This window comes from Amycolatopsis vastitatis, from assembly GCF_002234595.1.
GTDB classification, from domain to species: domain Bacteria; phylum Actinomycetota; class Actinomycetes; order Mycobacteriales; family Pseudonocardiaceae; genus Amycolatopsis; species Amycolatopsis vastitatis.
In genome coordinates, this window is sequence record NZ_NMUL01000076.1 from 19,156 (window position 1) to 34,582 (window position 15,427).

The following is a 15,427-nucleotide window of genomic DNA, read 5'->3' on the forward strand; positions in this document are numbered from 1 at the left end:
CCCTTGTGTAGATCTCGTGACGGTGGGATATGACCCGGACAGCGAACCTGCCGGCTGGGCCGGCAGTGAACCGCCGCAGGCGGCGGCTCGCGACGACACTCCTCGTCCTCGCTGTCCTGCTGGGGTATCCGGCGGTCACCTATGTCCAGGCGCTCACCGACCCCGGTGCCGGCACGTTCGTGGCGCGGACGGCCGACTGGGCCCGCGAAATGGGCGCGGGTCCGGTCGTGAACGCGCTTGAGAACTGGTGGTACACCGGGCATCCACCCGCCGACCACCTGCCCGGTGCGGACGCGCTGCCGAAGCCCGCGCCGCCGACGGCCGGCGACACGGTGAACGCACCGGCCGCTTTGCCGGTCTCGCCGGACGCGTTGCCCGGCGAGGGTGTCTGGGCCCCGGAGGCGCGGGCGCCTGGCGGGCAGGCCGCCGACTACACGGCCTTTGTGCGGCCGGACCGGGCCCACACGAGCGTGGTCGCCGGGATGGTGGCGTTCGACCAGAACCGGGTCCGTACTGCGTTGATCGCGGGGACCAGGGAACCCGGCGGTCCGGAGTGGCCCGAACACGCGCGGGTGCCGGACTCCCTGCGAGCCGCACTGCTGGCGACGTTCAACTCGGGCTTCAAGTTCCAGGACACCGACGGCGGGTTCTTCGCCGACGGCCGGTACGGAAAGCCGTTGAAGGACGGCATGGCGTCGCTGGTGATCGATCGTTCGGGGGTGGCCACCGTCGGTGTGTGGGGCCGCGACGTCCGTCCGGGGCCGCAGGTGGCCGCGGTCCGGCAGAACCTCGATCTGATCGTCGACGGCGGTGTTCCGGTGCCCGGCCTGGCGGGCGACCCCGCGGGGCGGTGGGGAAGTGCGGGCAACCAGTTCCAGTTCACCTGGCGCTCGGGCATCGGGACCGATGCCCACGGCCGGTTGATCTATGCGGCCGGTAGCCAGCTCACGTTGACGGCCCTGGCCGGCGCCATGGCGTCGGCGGGCGTGGTCCGGGGGATGGAGCTGGACATCCACAGCGGCCGGGTCGACTGCACCCTGTTCCGTCCCGACATCGAGGGGGTGGCACCGAACACGCTGCTGCCGTCGATGCTGTCCCCGCCCGACCGCTATTTCACCGCTGACCAGCGGGATTTCTTCGCCGTCACGCTCCGGGCCGTCGCGGGAGCGATTCCTGCCTCGGGCTGATGCCGCGCCGTCGGCGGGAGGGTGAGGTCGGCGAGCCGGCCGACGCGGAGTCCTTGCCGGCGGCAGTCGTCGAGGATGTTCGGCACCGCGGCCAGGGTGGCCCGCCACGCGCCGTTGCCGGTGGTGACGTCGCTGTCGTGGAGCAGGATCGTGCCGCGGCGCCCGAGCCGTCGCATGACTCTGCGGTGGACCGACTCCGGGGTGCAGCCTTTGGTCCAGTCGAAGCCCCAGGTGCTCCAGAGCACCGGCGCGAGGTCCAGCGACCGCGCCGACGCCACGGACGCGGCGCTGAAGACGCCGTAGGGCGGCCGGAACCACCGCGGCCGGATGCCGGTGAGGGATTCGACGAGCGCGCGGGTGTTCAGCAGTTCGCGATGGGTGCGCCAGGGGGACTTGCGCAGCAGGCATCGGTGGTCCCAGCCGTGGACGCCGATCTCGTGACCGGCGTCGGCGATCGCCCGGGTCAGCTGCGGTGCCTGGAGAACCTCGGTCCCGAGCAGGAAGAAGGTGGCCTTGACGCCGTGGCGGTCCAGCAGCCGGAGGAAGTGCGGGGTCGACGCGGCCGAGGGCCCGTCGTCGAAGGTCAAGGCGACCTCGCCGTCCGCGGCGATGCCGGCCAGGCGGGGGAGGAGGACTCGCCGCGGCCCGGGCAGGAACGTCGCTGCCGGTCCGGCGTGCGCCACTGCCGCCAAGGCGGCCAGGGTCAGTGCGCTTTTCACGCGACCTCCAAGAGTTTTTCCAGCAGCGGAACGGGATCTCCGGCCGGCAGCGCGGCGAAGGCGGGTGGCCGCGCTGCCGCCAGCACCGTCGCCAGGTCGCCGGCGGACCGGATCCAGGGAACCACGCCGATCCGGTCGAGTACGACGGCGTTGGCCCGACCGTGGCCGGGCAGGCAGCGGTAGGTCACCACGGGCAGCCCGGCGGCGAGCGCCTCGGATGTGGTCAGGCCGCCGGCGTTCTGCACGACGGCGTCAACGGCGTGCATGAGGCTCGCCATGTCCTCGACCCAGCCGAACACATGTGGGTACCCGTCGGCGAGGAGCTGATCGCGCAGGGCGGTGTTCCGGCCGCAGACCACGACCGGAACCGCGGCGCCGGACGCCGCGACGTCGCAGGCTGTCTCGGCTACCTGCCCGACGCCCCACGACCCCGCTACGACCAGGGCCAGCCGGCCGGTCGGGGGCAGGGCGAATTCCTGCCGGGCGCGGGATCGCTCGGCGCTCGTCGCCGGCCGGAACCGGGTTCGGACCAGCGGAGCCGCGACGTCGACCTGTCGGGCGCCCCAGGCCAGCGCCTGTGCCCCGGCGTCCTGGTTCGGGGCGAGGTGCAGGTCGGCGATGCTGCTGACGCAGAGCCGGTGCACCGACGGATCGGTGAGGTAGACCGCCAGCGGTGCTGTCAGCGTGCTTCGCGCGCGCAGTGCGCCCAGCGCGTGGGTGGCCAGGGGATAGGTCGAGATCGCCAGGTCGGGGCCGTCCCCGAGGACGGTGCGCAGGCGGTCGCAGGCGAGCGTCGCCGCACGTGCTGCGAGCCTAGCCGGGCCGGCGGTGTTGAGAGCGCGCAGTGTCCAGTCCCAGCTGCGTGGCGCGACCTCGAGTTGCCGGTGGTAGAGATCGCAGAGCCGTCGGCCCAGCGACCGGGGCAGCAGGTCGAGGAAGTCGAGGACCTCGACGTCGTGGTGGCCGAGGCGTTCGGCCAGGGCGTACGCCGCTCCGTCGTGGCCGGCGCCGACGCGCGCCGAGACGATCACGATGCGCGTCATCTTCCCGATCCCTTCTACGACTATTCTGTAGAAGTTCTACACGGTAGTAGATTAAAGAATGATGAGAATTCCGGCTCCCTGCTCTGCCGCAGACCGAGGTGCACCATGACGGAACCCGCTGAACACCGGCCGGCTCCACCGGGCGAGAACAGCGCGACCACGCCGGGTGGCGTGCGCTGTTCGGATGCCGAGCGTGCCGAGACGGAATCGGCGCTGCACGTCGCCGTCGGCGAAGGACGGTTGACGATGGCGGAGGTCGAAGACCGGATAGCCCGGGTCTACGCCGCCCGGTACCGCCACGACCTCGCCGCGATCACGGCCGACCTGCCATCAGCGCCCGACGCGGTCGCGGGCTGGCGTCCGATCGTGTCCGCGGCCGGTCGGCAGGTGCTGACCGACCTGTTGGCACTGCTGGGACGGGATCGGACGGTCAGCGTCCGCCGGCGCCTGACGGTCGCGCTCGTCACCCTGGCCACGGTGCTGGTTGCGGTGTTACTCGTCGTGCTGGCGCTGCACGGCATCGGCGGGGACGGCTTCGAGCACCACGAACTCGGCCGGGAATGACGCGGACGTGAGCCGGCCTCCGTCCTGGCGGACAGAATCAGCGGCCCCTCAGGCTCCGGCGGCGGTGACGATCGCGTCCGTGACGAAGCCCAGAACGAGCCCGAGAAACACGCCCCACGTCGTGACGGTCTTGAGGTTCGCTTTGCGGGCGACGGCGAGCAGTTCGATGACCACGTAGAGGATCGACCCGGCGGCGAGGCCGAGAAAGGCGATCGAGAGGGTCTCGTTCACGAACGCCTGTCCGGCGAGCGTGCCCACGAACGTCGGGCCCCCGCCGATCAGCCCGAGCAGGGCGAGATAGCCCCAGGACGGGCGGGTGCCGGTCAGCGGTGCCACGATGCCGAAGCCCTCGGTGGCGTTGTGCAGCCCGAACCCGATCACCAGCAGCACGGCGAGGCTGAGTTCCCCGGCGGCGGCCGAGTTGCCGATGGCCAGCCCTTCGGCGAAGTTGTGCAGGCCGATCCCGATCGCGATCGTCATGGCCAGGCGGGAAGCCGGGTTCCGAGTCGCCGCCGCGCTCAGCTCACCGACCGACGCCGCACCTGGCCCGTACGCGCGCTGGGCGCCCGCTTGGCGGCGCGCGGTCGCCTGGTCGAAGTAGGCCAGCCCGAGCAGGCCCGCCCCGGCCGTGACCAGGAGAACTACGCCGTTGCCGAGCGCTCCGGCGAGTCCGTCCTTGCCCAGCCCGGCGTCGATCGGTTCCCAGGCGTGGGCGAGCACGTCCCAGAGCAGAAAGACCAGGATGCCGGTGGCTGTGCCGTTGAGGAACGTCTTCAGCCGCGGCATCTCGGCGCGTAGCCGGCCGAGTGGGAGCCCGAGGTAGATGGTGAACCCCGAAATGGCGCCGAGGACGGCGATCTGGGTGGGCGACATGGGCTTGGCTCCTGGAGTCTCGCGGCGAACGCTGCGACCGTAACTCAGGGAAGGCTCGCCTCATAGAGGTGAGGCGTACCTAATTGCCTTGCCGTGGCCGGTTTCATGCGGACGGAGCACCGCGGTGGGTCCACTGTGGACTTTCAAGCAAACGCATGGGCAGAAGAAGGTTAGAACACAGCAAAATATGGTGGGAGCTTCGCCGTCTTTCAGGCGGTGTCGTCCAGGCGAGGGAGATAGAGGGTGAACGTCGTGGGGGCGCGGCGGGTGACGGTCAGCCGTCCACCGCCGGCTTCGGCGATGGTGCGGGCCAGCGCCAGGCCGATGCCGTGGCCGCCGCCGCTCGACGCGCCGCGGACGAACACGTCGGCGGAGTCCAGCCGGACGGCGCCTTCATCAGCGACGTCGATCGCCAGGACGCCGGAGGTGTCGCGGGCGGTCAGGGTCACGGTGCCCCGGCCGTGGCGCGCCGCGTTGTCGGCCAGGACATCCACGATTTGGGTGAGCAGGCTCGCCGGGACCGGCCAGTCGCGGATGTCCGGATCGATGTTCATGACGAGCCGGCGCCCTTCGTGGGCGAGCGGGCCGTGCCAGCGTTGCTCGGCGCCGGTGAGCACGTCGGCGACCGTGCCGGGCGCCGCCATGAACCACCTTTCGGGATGGTGACGCGACAGAGCGAGTAGGTCTTCGACGGTCCGGGAGAGGTCCCGTACTCCGCGGGCGGTGTCGTCGAGGATCCGGGGGAGGTCGGCCGGCGGCGCGGTGCGTGCGGCTTCCAGTTCGAGCAACAGCCCGCTGAGCGGGGTCCGCAGCTGGTGCGAGGCGTCGGCGCTGAAGTGGCTCTGCCGGTCGAGCAGCTGGGTCAGCCGGTCGACCATGAGGTTGTGGGCCAGTGCCACCCGGCTGATCTCCGGGACGTCCCCGGGGTCGGCCCGTGCCCCGAGGTCTCCGCCGGCGATGCGGTCGGACGCGCTCGACAGGTCCTCCAGCGGTCCGGTGAGCAGACGGGCCTGACGTCGCGCGATGAGCACGGCGACCATGAGGGCGCCACCGGCGAGGGCGGCGAGCAATGACCAAGCGAGAAAGGCCCGGGCCCACACCACGCTCATCGGCGCCGCGGCTCGCACCACGCCGTTGACGTGTTCGGCGGCGGACACCGGAACCGCGACCACGAGATCCGCTCCCGCCTGACCGTCCGCCGCAGCGCCGGCGTAAGCCTGCCGGACGACGTCGTCGGCGATCTCCGGTCCGTGGCCGCTCTTGAGGTGGCCGCCGAGGTCGTACACGCCGATGGTGTTGTCGGCCTCCGCGGTCGGCAGCTCCACCGGGTCGCCGGTGAGGAACTGCGGACCCACTCGGACGGCGGCCGCCAGCGCGACCCGTTCCATTTCGCCTTGTTCTTCGGTGAGCAGTGACGACCACACCAGGATCGCCAGCGGCACGGCGAACAGGACCAGCGCGACCGAGACGGCGATCATGGCTACCCGGACCACCCGAGCTCTCATGGAGCCCATCATGGTCGTCCGTCAGGCTGCCGCGACGGATCCCGGCCCGACCGTGGCGGCCCGGCTCGTGTTTTGCCGTCCTCGTACCTTTCCGGGCGGTTGCCGTAGCCGGGCAGTTCATAGCGTGGGGAACAGGTGGTTGTCGCACGGCCGGGAGGTGCCATGTCGGGCGGGAAAGGGGTGCTGGGCGCGGGAATCCTGGTCACGGCGTGGGCGGTGTCCGCCTGTGCGGGGGCATCGGCACCGCCGTCACCGAGCGCGTCCGCTCCCACGCCGGTGATCTCTTCGGGGTCGACGTCGGAGTCCGGGCAGCCGGCCACGGAGTCCAACCCACCGGGTGACATCCCGGACAACCAGGCCTTCGTCGCGTTCACTCCGCCGGGAGGGGGGTTCTCGGTGAAGATCCCGGAGGGCTGGGCCTCCTCCACTGCGGGCGCCACGACGACGTTCACCGACAAGCTGAACCAGGTCCAGGTCAGCACGGCCGCCGCCGCGACCGCCCCGACCGCCACTTCGGTCACGGCGAACGACATCGCGGCGTGGCGCGGACAGGTGCCGCGCTTCGCCCTCGGTCCGGTATCCACCGTGACCCGCCAGGCGGGTCCGGCCGTCCTGGTGACCTACCAGGGCGACTCGGCCCCGAACCCGGTCACCGGCAAGGTCGTGCGGGACGCCTTCGAGCACTACGTCTTCTTCCACGCCGGTACCCGGGTCGACCTGACGCTGTCCGGGCCGGTGAACGCCGACAAAGTCGACCCGTGGCGGACAGTCACCGACTCCCTGCGGTGGCAGTGATGACGGCGGACCCCGGCCCGGCGCTGGAGGCCCGCGACCTGTACCGGTTCTTCCGCACCGGCGACGACGAGACGCTTGCTCTGCGCGGCGTGTCGCTGACGGTTCACCGGGGCGAGACGGTGGCCGTGGTCGGGCCGTCCGGTTCGGGAAAGTCGACCCTCCTGGCCTGTCTGGCCGGTCTGGACGAACCGGCGGGTGGCACCGTCCGGGTCGGCGGTGAGCGCATGACCCATCGGCGTGAGGCCGATCGCGCGCGCGTCCGGGCCGACCGCATCGGTGTGCTGCTCCAGACCCGGAACCTCGTCCCGCACCTCGACGTGACCACGAACATCCGGCTGGCCCGCCGCGCCGCCGGCCGTGGGCGCGTCCGGGCCGACGAACTCCTCGAGCAGGTCGGCCTCACCGGCCGAGGCCTGGCCGTGCCTGCGCAGCTCTCGGGCGGCGAGCTTGCGCGGGCCGGCTTGGCGGTGGCGCTGGTGAACGACCCGGACGTCATCCTGGCCGACGAACCGACCGGGGAGCTCGACGGGGCGACCGAGCAGCAGGTCCTGTCGCTGCTGCGGGAACACACCGGCCGGGGCGCCGGGCTGCTCGTGGTGACCCACAGCGCCGAGGTGGTGCGGATCGCCGACCGCGTGGTGCTCCTGCGGGACGGGGCGGTGGCTGGATGACCGAGATCATGGTGGCCTGCGACGACGTGTCGCGTACCTACGGCACCGGCCTGTCGGCCGTCGTCGCGGTGCACGGCACCAGCTGCACCGTGTCGGCCGGGGCCCGGATCGCCGTAGCGGGGCCATCCGGGTCGGGCAAGTCCACCCTGCTGCACCTGATGGCGGCCCTGGAGCGGCCGACGCGGGGGAAGGTCACGTGGCCGGGGCTGCCGGTGACGGCCGACACGCGCGCGCACCTGATCGGGGTGGTCTTCCAGAGTCCCAGCCTGGTGCCGACCCTGGACGTCGCGGAGAACACCGGCCTCCCGCTCGTCATCGCGGGCGTCGACCGGTCCGAAGTCGCGCGGCGGGTGGCCGAGGCCCTGGAACTGGTGGACGTGGCGGAGCTGGCCGCGAAACTTCCCGAGGAGATCTCCGGCGGCCAGGCGCAGCGGGTGGCCGTCGCGCGGGTGCTCGCCCGGCGTCCGCGCCTGGTTCTGGCCGACGAGCCCACCGGCCAGCTCGACCACGCGGCGGGTCGCCGTCTCCTCGACGCACTGCTCGCCGCGACCGCTCACCTCGAGGCCGCACTGGTCGTCACCACCCACGACAATGCGGTCGCCGATCGGCTCGACACGCACTGGACGATGCGTGAGGGCAGACTGCTCACTGCCGTGGTGCCGTCATGACGGTGCGCTGGCTGGTCGGGCTGCTGCGGCACCGGACCGGCCGGGTGCTCGCCACCGCCGCGGGCATCGCGCTCGGGGTGGCGCTGATCGCGGCACTGGGGACGTTCCTCACCGCGTCGCAGGCCACGATGACCGCGCGGGCACTGCGCTCGGTCGCCGTCGACTGGCAGGTCGAGGTGCAGCCCGGCGGAGACCCCGAGGCCGTGCGGCAGCAGCTGCGCACCACGCCCGGAGCCGGTGTGGTCGAACGCGTCCACATTGCACGGACCCCCGGTTTCTGCGCCTCCGGCGACGGCACCACCCAGACCACGGGCCCCGGCGTCGTCCTCGGTGTCCCGGCGGACTACGCGACGGTGTTCCCCGACGAGATCCGGCACCTGGCCGGCGCACCCACCGGCGTGCTCGTCGCGCAGCAGACCGCGTCAAACCTGCACGTACGTCCCGGTGACCAGGTCGGCATCGGACGCGCCGGGGCAGGCCCCTTGGCCGTCACCGTCGCCGGCGTCGTCGACCTGCCCCAAGCCGACTCCCTGTTCCAGAAGGTCGGAGCGGCCCCCCAGACACAGCCCGCGGCGCCTCCGGACAACGTCCTGCTGGTGCCGGAGGCCATGTTCGCCGAGCTGAGTGGCCAGCCGGGGACGACCCAGTTCCACGTCCGGCTCACCACCCCCTGGCCCGGCGATCCAGCGGCGGCGTACCAGTCGGCGATTGCCACCGCGCACAACTTCGAGGCCCGGGCCGCCGGCGCGGCGCTGGTCGGCGACAACGTCGCCGCGGCACTGGACGCCGCCCGCGGTGACGCCGCGTACGCACAAATGCTCTTCCTGTTCCTCAGATTGCCCGGGGTCGTGCTGTCCGCGCTGCTGACCGCGGCGCTGGTCAGCTCCGGCGCCGAACGCCGGCGGCCCGAACAGGCGCTGCTCCGCACGCGCGGCTACGCACCGGCAGCGGTGGTGCGGCTCGCGGTCGGCGAAGCCGTTCTCGTCGGTGTCCTTGGCGGTGCCGCGGGACTCGGCATCGCCGCCGCGGCCGGTCGCCTCGCGTTCGGGCCCTCTCCGGCCGGTGCCGATCTCGGGGCGACCGTGCTGTGGTTCGCCGTCGCGTTCGCCGCGGGCTTGTTGATCACCACCATCACCGTCCTCGTCCCCGCGGTCGTGGACCTGCGCGGCCGCAGCGTCGCCCAGGCCCGGCAGGCCGTCGGAAAACACGGGGCCCCGTGGTGGCTCAAAGCCGGGGCCGACTTCCTGCTCATCGGTGGATCGCTGGTGGTCTTCTGGGCGTCGAGCGGCAACGACTACGCGTTGGTGCTGGCCCCGGAGGGCGTGCCGTCGATTTCGGTGTCGTACTGGGCTTTCCTCGGACCTGCGCTGCTCTGGCTCGGCGCCGCGGCGCTGTTGTGGCGCCTGGTGATCCTGGCCTTGGCGCACGGGCGTGGCCCGCTCGAACGGCTGCTGCGGCCGCTGGCCGGCCACCTCGCCGGCCCGGGCGCGGCGAGCCTGTCCCGCCAGCGCCGGATCCTCGCCCGAGCCATCGTCCTGCTCGCGCTGGCCTTGTCCTTCGCCGCGTCGACCGCGGTATTCAACAGGACCTACGAGCAGCAGGCCGAGGCGGACGCCCAGCTGACCAACGGCGCCGATGTCACCGTCACCGAGTCCCCGGGCACGCAGGTCGGACCGGCTGCCGCCGGGCAGCTGCGGGCCGTACCCGGGGTCCGCGGTGTCGAGCCGATCCAGCACCGGTTCGCCTACGTCGGCGCCGATCTGCAGGACCTCTACGGCGTGCGGCCGGACACCATCACCCCGGGCCACCGCCCTGCAGGACGCCTACTTCCAGGGCGGCACGGCGGCCGAGCTGATGGCCGTGCTCGCCCGGCAGCCCGACGCGATCCTGGTCAGTGTCGAAACGGTGAAGGACTTCCAGCTCGTCCCGGGCGATCTGGTCAACCTCCGGGTGCAGGACAGCCGCACGAAGGAGCTACGAACCGTGCCGTTCCACTACGCGGGGATCGTCAAGGAGTTCCCGACCGCGCCCAAGGACAGCTTCTTCGTCGCCAACGCCGACTACCTCTCCCGGGTGACCGGTTCCGACGCCGTGGGCGCGTTCCTCGTCGACACCGGCGGGACCGGTCAGGCCGAGGTCGCCGCGGTACTGCGGACCCGGCTCGGGGCTGGCGCGGCCGTCACCGACCTCACGCAGACCCGCGCGCAGGTCGGTTCCAGCCTCACGTCGGTCAACCTGCACGGCCTGACCCGGCTCGAGCTGGCCTTCGCCGTCCTGCTGGCCGCCGGTGCCGGCGGCATCGTCCTGGCCGTCGGGCTGGCCGAACGGCGACGCACGCTGGCCATCATGGCCGTGCTCGGCGCGACCCGGCGGCAGCTGCGCGGTCTGGTACTCGGCGAAGGACTCCTGCTCGGCGCTTGCGGCCTGCTCGGCGGCGCCGTCATCGCCTGGGGTCTGGCCCGGATGCTCGTGACCGTGCTGACCGGTGTCTTCGACCCGCCTCCGTCCGCCATCGCCGTCCCTTGGAACTACCTGGCGGCCACTGCCGCGGCCGTGATCGCCGCCCTCGCCGCCGCCGCGCTGCTCAGCGCCCGGGCGTCGACCCGCCCGGCGGTGGAGGAGCTACGGGACCTGTGACCGGCCACGGTGTCCCGGGCCGGCCGCGGCCACACTGGTTACGATCCGGCCCATGAGCATGCAGCGTGCCGGCGAGGCCGTCGAGGTCCTGCTGATCGAGGACGACCCGGCGATCGGTGGTCACCTCCGCACCGGGCTGCTCGCCAACGGCTACGAGGTGCGCTGGTGCCGGACCGGGGAAGGCGGGCTGGCCCAGGCGCGGCAAAGCGCACCCGACGTCGTCCTGCTCGATCTCGGCCTCCCGGACACCGACGGCGTCGACGTCGCCCGCACCCTGCGCGGCGCGGACCCGGAGGTCCTGATCATCATCCTCACCGCTCGTGCCGACGAGATCGACATCATCGTGGGCCTCGACGCCGGCGCCGACGACTACCTGGTCAAACCCGCCACCGTCACGGTGCTGCTGGCCCGCCTGCGGGCTCACCTGCGCCGCCGCCCCGCCGCGTCCGCAGGCACCGCCCCGGTCCGCCTCGGCGATCTGGTGCTCGACGTCGACGCGCGGCGATGCCTGCTGGGCGGACGGGAGATCTCCCTGCGTCCCAAGGAGTTCGACCTGCTCGCCGCATTGGCCCGCCGGCCGGGTGTCGCGGTCAGCCGCGACGACCTGATGGCGGAAGTCTGGGACGAGCACTGGTTCGGACCGACCAAGACCCTCGACGTCACCATGGCCGCTCTGCGTCGGCGGCTCGGCGATGGGACGGGCGTGACGGTGCCGGTGATCACGACGCTGCGCGGGCACGGCTACCGGCTCGAAACGCCGCTCTAGATCCGATTCAGCGGTCAAATCCGTCGTGGTCGTCGGGGAGGAGTCCCCGGGCGTCCGTGGCGGAGTCCTGCGCGGATTCGAGGTTCTGGTGCAGGTCGGTGGCCGAGTCCAGCACCGTCTGGGCCGACCAGCCGGTGACGCCCAGGACCAGGGCGGCGCTGAGCAACGCGGCGGGAAGACGGCGGGCGGGCGCGGTCAGCAGGGCGCTGACCCGCCGTGGCACGGGTCCGCCGGTCGCCGCGAGAGCGAAGCCGGGTTCGGGCCGTCCGGCGAGGGCGGCTTTGGCGACCGCCTTGGCCACCACCGTCCGGTCGCCGATGTCCTGCGCGGCGGCTTCGTCGGCCCAGCGTTCGAGGGCGAACCTCGCTGCCGAGCAAAGCGGGCGCAGGAGTGGATTGAGGGCAGCGGCGAGGGTGATCGCGATGAGGAAGCGGTGATGGCGCAGGCGGAGATGGGCGCGTTCGTGCGCCAGCAGGGCGTCCCGTTCCGCCGGGGTGAGGGCGTCGAGCATGCCGCTGGAGATCGCGATCCGGCCGCCGCGGCCCGGTGCGGAGAACGCGACCGGTTCCTTGCCGCGCAGGATGATGATTCCCGCGGCCGGGTCGTGTTCGTCGAGTTCCCGGGTCAGTGCGCGGCTCCAGCGCGCGTACCGCACGGCCGTCCGCGTGAACGCCAGGCCGAGGGCGCTCAGCAGGAGCCCGCAGCCGATCGCCAGGGGGACGTTGACCGGTTCCACGCTGTTCAGGGCCTGCGGTGACCAATGACCGGCCTGAGCGATGGCCGGTACGAGCGTCAAACCGGCGAACGCCTGCAAGGTCAGTGCGCCGGCGCCGGCGGCGGCGAGCACCAGGCATCCGGTGGTCAGCAGCCAGCTCGCGGCACGCGGCGGTAGCCGGGGGACGACGATGCGCGCCAGCGGCCACGCCGCGAACGGCAGCAGCAAGGGTACCCAGAAGTCGGGATCCATGCGGTCAGCCTTCGTTCTGCCGCAACAGCTCGCGGAGCACATGTTCGTCCGATTCGGACAGGCTCGAGACGAAGCGAGCGAGCACGCTGTCGCGGTCGGGTTCGGCGTCGAGCACCTTGGTCATCCGCCGCGCGGCCAGTCCCGGTTCGTCGTCGACGGCCCGGTACCGGAAGGACCGGCCCAGTTTCTCCCGCTCCGCCACGCCCTTCTCGTGGAGCCGGGAGAGGATGGTCACGACGGTCGTGTAGGCCAGGTCGGCGCCGAGCCGCTCCCGTACTTCAGCCGGCGCCAGCGGGCCGTCGGCTTTCCACAGCACGGCCAGCACCTGCGCTTCGAGCTCGCCGGGCGCACGTCGGGCACCGTCGTCTCGCCGCATCCGCATACCACCAATCTACCTGCCTGGCGAAACTCCGTTCGCCACCTCCCGGCGACGGACACGCGCCGCGAGCACCTACACTGAAGTAGAAGTTCTACGTCGTTGTCAATCGAATGGGAGGGTGGGGCGGTGGACGGCGGAGCCATCGATGGCGGCTGGTATCTGGACGTACTCGAGTTCGCCCGCGCGACCCCGTGGCTTCACGGGTTCTTCCAGGTCTTCACCAACGCCGGCCTGGTGCTGCTCGCGCTGGTCGTCGCGGTGGCGTGGTGGCGTGCACGTCGCCAGGATGCCGGCCGGATGGCGGCTGTGCTTTGGGTGCCGGTCGCCGTGGGCTTGGCCTACGGCCTGAGCAACCTGGTCAAGATCCTCGTCGAGGAACCGCGCCCCTGCATCCGCTATCCGTCCGTGCCGACCGTGGCCACGTGCGACTTCGCGACGGACTACTCGTTCCCCAGCAACCACGTGACGATCGCCGTGTCCGCTGCCGTCGCGCTGCTCCTCGTCGGCCGCCGGGCCGGGCTCGCCTCGCTCGCGGTGGCGGTGCTGATCGGCTTCTCCCGCGTGTACCTCGGTGCGCACTACGTTCACGACGTTCTGGCCGGTGCTGTGCTCGGCGCCGGGGTGGCGTTGATCGGCCTGCTGCTGCGTGCGCCGCTGACGGCCGTCGTCATCCGCCTGCGGTCGGGTAGATGCCGGCCGCTGGTCGGGGCGGCTGCGCTCGAGGGTGAACGGGTGTTGGGGTGACGTTAACCAGCGGATAACTCTGCTCGTGGTAACCACTGGGTGTCGGCTTGCCATCGCTACTACGTTGGTGTAGAAGTACTTAGGTGACTCGCGGCTTCTGAACGCCGCCGGCCTGGGCTCTTGTGGACTTCTCGGGTGAGAAGTCCATTGTCCACTGTGGACTGTCTCGACCCAGAATCACCACCTATCAACGAATTGTCGCCGCACTCGATCGCCGGATTCGCGCAAACACCGCTGGCAGCACATCTTTTCGGTCCTGCGGTGATCGCATGGGCGGACTTTGCTTGCGATGCTGGATGAATTCCTCTGAACCGCTTGTGTCGCGCAGCCGTGTCCCAGGGTGAGGTGGCGACCAGAGAGGAGGGGCAGATGCCCCGCTTGCGTAGTTCCGGACGACACCGCAAACAGGCGACGATCGGACTCGCCGCCCTGTTGGGAGTTGCGGGAGTCACCGCAACGGTGCTCGCGTTCAGCAGTCCGGACAGCAACGCCGCCACGGCCCCGACGGCGACCTGTCAGGGCCTCGAGACGGCGTTACAGAACAATTTGAACTTCATCGCGGGTCAGAAGGCGAACCCGGATGCGCAGTCCACCGCGAGGATCACCAACCGGCAGGCGGTGGCGGATCTGATCCAGCAGCGGCTCGCGGCCGCCGGGTGCGTGGCGAAGGGTGCTGCGGCGGGCAAGGCTGCCGCAGCGGCCGTGAACTGTGCGGACAACGGCGCAGCGGCCGCCGCCGACCAGACCGCGACGGCCGACCCGAACGCCGCGGGCCACGGCATGGCCAACCAGCAGGGCATGGCCAACCAACAGGGCATGGCCACGAACAACGGTGCGGCCGACAGCGGCAATGGCATGGCGAACCAGAACGGCATGGCCGCCGATCAGAACGGTGCGGCCGCCGACAACAACGCCGCTGCCAACAGTGCCGATTGCGCCGCCATCGCGGCCTGCCAGGCGAACGCCGCTGCCGATCCCAATGCGGGGGCCAACGGGATGGCTGCCGATCAGAACGGCATGGCCGCTGATCAGAACGGCATGGCGAACCAGAACGGCATGGCGAACCAGAACGGCATGGCGAACCAGAACGGCATGGCGAACCAGAACGGCATGGCGAACCAGAACGGCATGGCGGCTGATCAGAATGGTGCGGCCGCCGACAACAACGTAGTCAACGCCGCCGACTGCGCTGCGATCGCGGCGTGCCAGGCGAACGCCGTCGCCGCTGACCCGAATGCGGGGGCCAACGGGATGGCTGCCGACCAGAACGGCATGGCCAACCAGAACGGCATGGCCAACCAGAACGGCATGCCTGCCAAGGACAAGAAAGCCACCAAGGACGCGGGCAAGAACAAGAAGGATGCCGCGAAGGACAAGAAGGCCGCGGCCAAGGACAGCGCTGCGTCCGCGGACCCGAACGCCGCGGCCGGTGGAGCGGCTGCCGACGCTGGTTGTGCCACGGCGGCCGATCAAGGTCTGGCGGAGGGGGCGAGCACCGCGGACCAGTCCGGCGCCGCGGCCGCGGGTGACGTCGTCTGCAAGGGCTCGACCGTGACGCTGTCCGGAGAGCAAGGTGCGCCCGCCGCGTCCAGCAACCAGTTCCCGGTCGGCACCATGCTGAAGGTCACCAACCTGGACAACGCCAAGTCCATCACCGTGCCGGTGACCGCGAAGTCCGGCAGCTGCGCGCTGTTGAACAACGCGGCGTTCGCGAAGATCCACCAGCCCGGCAAGCAGCTCATTCGCAAGGCGAAGATCGAGAAGGTCGGCTGACAACGCCGACCGGGTGCGGGCATGGGGAACCGATGCCCGTCCCGTAGGCGCAAGCTCCGGCGGTGTCGGGGATGCCGGTGGTACAGCCGCGGATGACGGGTTCAGGGGCGTCGGTTTTCCCACCTGTCATCCGCGG

At 71.4% G+C, this 15,427-nt stretch carries 15 protein-coding genes and 1 pseudogene; 10 read left to right on the forward strand and 6 right to left on the reverse strand.

Annotated features, from left to right (window positions below):
• The first annotated feature begins 29 nt into the window (after positions 1-29).
• Positions 30-1,187 (forward strand): hypothetical protein, encoded by a 1,158-nt coding sequence (locus CF165_RS53230; RefSeq protein WP_240522136.1) that lies wholly within the window; start codon positions 30-32, stop codon positions 1,185-1,187.
• Here CF165_RS53230 and CF165_RS46190 read toward each other — a convergent pair.
• Positions 1,109-1,906 (reverse strand): polysaccharide deacetylase family protein, encoded by a 798-nt coding sequence (locus tag CF165_RS46190; RefSeq protein WP_093953954.1) that lies wholly within the window; start codon positions 1,904-1,906, stop codon positions 1,109-1,111. The two genes, CF165_RS53230 and CF165_RS46190, sit on opposite strands and share 79 nt — an antisense overlap.
• A complete protein-coding gene (locus CF165_RS46195; protein ID WP_093953955.1) occupies positions 1,903-2,949 on the reverse strand; it encodes an MGDG synthase family glycosyltransferase in 1,047 nt (348 codons plus the stop codon). Before CF165_RS46195 ends, CF165_RS46190 begins: the two co-directional genes overlap by 4 nt.
• A 105-nt stretch (positions 2,950-3,054) precedes the next feature.
• On the opposite strand from CF165_RS46195, the gene CF165_RS46200 reads away from it, so the two are divergent.
• The gene (locus tag CF165_RS46200; protein ID WP_167441773.1) at positions 3,055-3,513 is read left to right on the forward strand and encodes a DUF1707 SHOCT-like domain-containing protein; all 459 of its coding nucleotides are present in this window, start codon (positions 3,055-3,057) and stop codon (positions 3,511-3,513) included.
• 48 nt (positions 3,514-3,561) lie between these two features.
• Here the strand turns inward: CF165_RS46200 and CF165_RS46205 are convergent, their stop codons facing one another.
• Both CF165_RS46205 and CF165_RS46210 read right to left on the reverse strand, forming a co-directional pair.
• Positions 3,562-4,386 (reverse strand): ZIP family metal transporter, encoded by an 825-nt coding sequence (locus CF165_RS46205; RefSeq protein ID WP_093953956.1) that lies wholly within the window; start codon positions 4,384-4,386, stop codon positions 3,562-3,564.
• A gap of 209 nt (positions 4,387-4,595) precedes the next feature.
• The gene (locus CF165_RS46210) at positions 4,596-5,891 is read right to left on the reverse strand and encodes a sensor histidine kinase (protein WP_093953957.1); all 1,296 of its coding nucleotides are present in this window, start codon (positions 5,889-5,891) and stop codon (positions 4,596-4,598) included.
• Positions 5,892-6,053: 162 nt separating this feature from the next.
• Between CF165_RS46210 and CF165_RS46215 the strand changes: the two genes are divergently transcribed.
• From CF165_RS46215 to CF165_RS46235, 6 genes and pseudogenes are all read left to right on the forward strand, one after another.
• Positions 6,054-6,686 (forward strand): hypothetical protein, encoded by a 633-nt coding sequence (locus CF165_RS46215; RefSeq protein WP_093953958.1) that lies wholly within the window; start codon positions 6,054-6,056, stop codon positions 6,684-6,686.
• Positions 6,686-7,357 carry an ABC transporter ATP-binding protein gene (locus CF165_RS46220; protein ID WP_093953959.1) on the forward strand — a complete coding sequence of 224 codons (672 nt, stop codon included), beginning with the start codon at positions 6,686-6,688 and terminating at the stop codon, positions 7,355-7,357. The genes CF165_RS46215 and CF165_RS46220 overlap by 1 nt, the downstream gene beginning before the upstream one ends.
• The gene (locus CF165_RS46225) at positions 7,354-8,025 is read left to right on the forward strand and encodes an ABC transporter ATP-binding protein (RefSeq protein WP_093953960.1); all 672 of its coding nucleotides are present in this window, start codon (positions 7,354-7,356) and stop codon (positions 8,023-8,025) included. The genes CF165_RS46220 and CF165_RS46225 overlap by 4 nt, the downstream gene beginning before the upstream one ends.
• Positions 8,022-9,116: pseudogene (locus CF165_RS53740) on the forward strand (ABC transporter permease); the annotation flags it as partial. The gene CF165_RS46225 and the pseudogene CF165_RS53740, both read left to right, overlap by 4 nt.
• 625 nt (positions 9,117-9,741) lie before the next feature.
• On the forward strand, positions 9,742-10,662 hold the full coding sequence (locus CF165_RS53240) for an FtsX-like permease family protein (RefSeq protein WP_240522137.1): 921 nt from the start codon (positions 9,742-9,744) through the stop codon (positions 10,660-10,662).
• 52 nt (positions 10,663-10,714) lie between these two features.
• On the forward strand, positions 10,715-11,428 hold the full coding sequence (locus tag CF165_RS46235) for a response regulator transcription factor (RefSeq protein WP_093953961.1): 714 nt from the start codon (positions 10,715-10,717) through the stop codon (positions 11,426-11,428).
• Positions 11,429-11,435: 7 nt separating this feature from the next.
• Here CF165_RS46235 and CF165_RS46240 read toward each other — a convergent pair whose 3' ends face one another.
• Complete coding sequence (locus CF165_RS46240; protein ID WP_093953962.1) at positions 11,436-12,395, reverse strand: M56 family metallopeptidase; 960 nt, start codon at positions 12,393-12,395, stop codon at positions 11,436-11,438.
• 4 nt (positions 12,396-12,399) lie between these two features.
• Complete coding sequence (locus CF165_RS46245; RefSeq protein ID WP_093953963.1) at positions 12,400-12,777, reverse strand: BlaI/MecI/CopY family transcriptional regulator; 378 nt, start codon at positions 12,775-12,777, stop codon at positions 12,400-12,402.
• Between the two features lie 123 nt (positions 12,778-12,900).
• Between CF165_RS46245 and CF165_RS46250 the strand changes: the two genes are divergently transcribed.
• Both CF165_RS46250 and CF165_RS46255 read left to right on the forward strand, forming a co-directional pair.
• Complete coding sequence (locus tag CF165_RS46250) at positions 12,901-13,518, forward strand: phosphatase PAP2 family protein (protein ID WP_093953964.1); 618 nt, start codon at positions 12,901-12,903, stop codon at positions 13,516-13,518.
• Between the two features lie 369 nt (positions 13,519-13,887).
• Positions 13,888-15,291: an RlpA-like double-psi beta-barrel domain-containing protein gene (locus CF165_RS46255; protein WP_093953965.1), complete on the forward strand. Its 1,404-nt coding sequence runs from the start codon at positions 13,888-13,890 to the stop codon at positions 15,289-15,291.
• Positions 15,292-15,427: the final 136 nt, after the last annotated feature.